The 2,713-nt window shown below is 66.6% G+C and carries 2 protein-coding genes and 2 pseudogenes; 2 read left to right on the top strand and 2 right to left on the bottom strand.

Annotated features, from left to right (window positions below; genetic code table 11):
• Positions 1–427, top strand: a pseudogene (locus AC1DZ6_RS24575) (TonB-dependent receptor); the annotation flags it as partial.
• 274 nt (positions 428–701) lie between these two features.
• On the top strand, positions 702–1,139 hold the full coding sequence (locus AC1DZ6_RS24570; RefSeq protein ID WP_477099718.1) for a hypothetical protein: 438 nt from the start codon (positions 702–704) through the stop codon (positions 1,137–1,139).
• A 4-nt stretch (positions 1,140–1,143) separates the two neighbouring features.
• Here AC1DZ6_RS24570 and AC1DZ6_RS24565 read toward each other — a convergent pair.
• Both AC1DZ6_RS24565 and AC1DZ6_RS24560 read right to left on the bottom strand, forming a co-directional pair.
• Positions 1,144–1,658, bottom strand: a pseudogene (locus AC1DZ6_RS24565) (hypothetical protein).
• A gap of 4 nt (positions 1,659–1,662) precedes the next feature.
• Positions 1,663–2,713: dATP pyrophosphohydrolase (locus AC1DZ6_RS24560; RefSeq protein ID WP_477099717.1), on the bottom strand; the 1,051-nt coding region annotated here is incomplete at its 5' end.

Genomic DNA, 2,713 nt, shown 5'->3' with positions numbered 1-2,713 from the left:
CAACAGCGTGGTGGTCTGCACGGTCAAGAACCCGACGATCGCCATCGTCGGTCCGTTCGGCACCAGCACCTTCGCCCAGATCGACGGCCAGCCGCTGCCCAACGCGCCGAAGTACAACTTCAGCTTCACGGGCCGCTACGACGTGCCGGTCGGCGCCGACGGCAAGCTGTTCGTCGCCACGGACTGGAACGTGCAGGGCTATACGAACTTCGTGCTCTACGACACCGACGAGTTCTACTCGAAGGGCAACTTCGAGGGCGGGCTGAAGCTCGGCTACGAAGGCGGCAACGGCGCGTATGAAGTGGCCCTGTTCGGCCGCAACATCACCAACGAGAAGAACCTCAAGGGCGTCATCGAGAACTACATGGCGGCCGTCTACAACGAGCCGCGCATCGTCGGGATCTCGGTCAGCGCCAAGCTGCGGTAACCCCGCCTCCAACGCCTCTCTGACGTTCTGAAGACCCCGTCGCCCAAGCCGCTCCGCGGCGCCCGGCGGCGGGGTTTTTCGTGCCCGAATGGTGCAGCTTGCCGTGGGGTTGCGTTTTTGTCGTGACCCAATCAGGGATTGCGCCGACTCTAAGGTTCGGTCAGGTTCGCGACAGGGCGTTGCTCGTGGATGGCTCAGTTCGCGTCGGAAAGTCGCGACGGTCGCGTCCTGCTCGAGAATCCAAAGTCTTCAACGACACGAGAGGGAGCATCTGATGTCACTGAGAGTCGAAGGCCTTCCCATGGGCCAAAACCGCGACACGGCGCCGAACGGGGCCACCGCGGACGGCTGGGCCACCAGGCTGGCCAAGTTGATCCCCGCCGAGGCGCTGGGCGCCTATGGCGCGGCGACGGGTCTTTTGCCGACCACGATCGACAGCACGCTCAGGCTGGTCCTGCTGATCGTTATCGCCGTGCTCTGCATCGGGATTCTGATCGCGGTTCGGGTCAAGAGCACCTCCCTGGGGTCCGGCAGCCCTCAGATCATCGGCATCATCATCTCGGCCGTCTCGTTCGTGATCTGGGTTTCCACGCTTGGGCCGAACTCGCCGATTCCGTGGCCTGCATCGGTGGCGTTCATTCCCACCATCGTCTCGCTGCTGTGGGTGACCGCCATCGGGATCTTCTACCGCGGCGACACCGGCGAAAGCTGAGGGCTCAGCCCTCCACGATCGACCGCACCAGGTCCAGGTCGGCCGGCTTGTCGACGTCCACCGCCGCCAAGCCGTGCCGAGCCCTGACCGCCGCCGCCTTGACCCCGGCCAGGCGGCCGATGCGCGCCACCATCTCGTCCAGGGTCATCAGGCCCAGCAGATAACGCGCCAGCATGACCGGGCCGAACAGGGCGGCGATCTTCCACGGCTGCTTGCGATGCTTCTCGACCGTGCGCCATAGGTCGATGGCCTTCAGCGACGCCGGGGTCTTCAGGTAGAACAGGTTGCACCCCGAATAGCGGCCGTCGCGGAACGCCAGATAGGTGCGCTTGGTGGTCGGCGCGGCCGCCTGCACCAGTCCAGCGCCGCCAGCACGCGGGTCAGCAGCGTCTGGCCGCCCAGGACGATCAGGCCCTTCTGGCTGACCCCGGCATAGTCGGCGACGGGATCGACCCCGCCACGCGAGCCGGCCAGCACCAGGGCCTGGAAGGAACCCTTGAGCTCGGCGTCCTGGGCCACGGCCCTAGATCGCCTTCTCGTAGATGCGATAGGTCTTGTAGATCTCCGCGCCCATGGCCTCGGAGATCCGGCGCATCGGCGTGTTGTCCTCCAGGATCCACGAGAACTCGAACTTGTCGTAGCCCAGGGCCAGGCCGGCGTCGCGGCCGGCGTTCATCAGGTGGAACGGCACGACCTGGCCGCGCAGGCTGTCGGCGAACTTGCGCTTGAGGCCCATCAGCGGGATGCGGATCGACTTCACGCGCTTGACTTTCAGCCGCCACAGCAGCTTGGCCCAGCCGAACGGCAACAGCTTGCCGTTCAGGCCCTCGATCGCCTCGTTGACGTTGGGCAGCAGCACGATGAAGCCGGCGACCTCGCCGTCGATCTCGCCGAACAGCACCAGGCGCGGGTCGAGCACGTCCTTCAGGGCCTTGCCCAGCTGGGCGGTCTCGGCCTCGGTGGTGGGCACGAAACCCCAGTTGCCCGACCAGGCGTCGTTGAGGATCTCGGTCAGGGCTTTGACCTCGTCGTCGTAGCGGCTCATGTCCAGCTGGCGCAGGGTCACGCCCTCGGGCAGGCCGCGCTTGACCCGGCGCACCACCACCGCGGGCAGGGCGGCGCGGGGATCGCAGACATAGGCGTAGACGTCCTTGGCCTTGGCGTAGCCCTGGGCCTCGACATGCGCGGCGGTGTAGCGCGGGTCGTGGCCCATCATCACCATCGGCTTGGTGTCGAAGCCGTCGACCAGCAGGCCGACCTCCTCGTTGATCGACAGGTTGAACGGACCCAGGGACCGGGTGCAGCCACGAGCTTTCAGCCAGTCCTCGGCCGTGCGGAACAGCAGGCTGAAGATGGCCGGGTCGTCCTCGGCGGCGATCATGCCGAAATTGCCGGTCTTGCCCGCGCCGACCTCGGTGGCCAGGTGGTCGATCGTGGCGCTGATCCGGCCCACGTCGCGGCCGCCGCGCACGGCCAGCCACATCTGGACGTCGGCGTGCTCGAAGAACGGGTTGGTGGCGGGCGTCAGGGCCGCCATTCGCTCGTACATCAGCGGCACGACCCAGTTGGGGTCC

It is taken from the genome of Caulobacter sp. P1_B12_2 (assembly GCF_056406675.1).
Note: the sequence above shows the minus strand (reverse complement) of the source record. Positions and strands in the feature narration are given on the sequence as shown.

Coding starts and splice junctions, on each gene's coding strand:
- AC1DZ6_RS24570 (WP_477099718.1), top strand. CDS start 702: ATGTCACTGAGAGTCGAAGGCCTTCCCATGGGCCAAAACCGCGACACG.